The sequence below is a fragment of the Ornithinimicrobium kibberense genome, from assembly GCF_006519705.1.
In the GTDB taxonomy this organism is placed as follows: domain Bacteria; phylum Actinomycetota; class Actinomycetes; order Actinomycetales; family Dermatophilaceae; genus Ornithinicoccus; species Ornithinicoccus kibberensis.
Map to the genome: position 1 here is coordinate 1 of NZ_VFXM01000052.1, position 341 is coordinate 341.

Genomic DNA, 341 nt, shown 5'->3' on the forward strand with positions numbered 1-341 from the left:
ACCAACAAGCTGATAGGCCGCGAGTCCATCCTCCACCGATAAATCTTTCCACCCCATACCCATGCAGGTTGGAGTCGTATCCAGTATTAGCACCGGTTTCCCGGAGTTATCCCAGAGTGAAGGGCAGGTTACTCACGTGTTACTCACCCGTTCGCCACTAATCCACCCAGCAAGCTGGGCTTCATCGTTCGACTTGCATGTGTTAAGCACGCCGCCAGCGTTCGTCCTGAGCCAGGATCAAACTCTCCGATAAAAACCAAAACTCTTACCAAAGAATCCAGTTTCCTGACAAACAAACCACCACGCCCCACCGGGGGGCAGGAACGCGATGGCCAAACAAA

At 53.1% G+C, this 341-nt stretch carries 1 rRNA gene; it reads right to left on the reverse strand.

Going from position 1 to position 341, the window contains the following annotated elements:
- Window positions 1-253: ribosomal RNA gene (locus tag FJR00_RS15575) — 16S ribosomal RNA — on the reverse strand; the annotation flags it as partial.
- Window positions 254-341 lie beyond the last annotated feature (88 nt).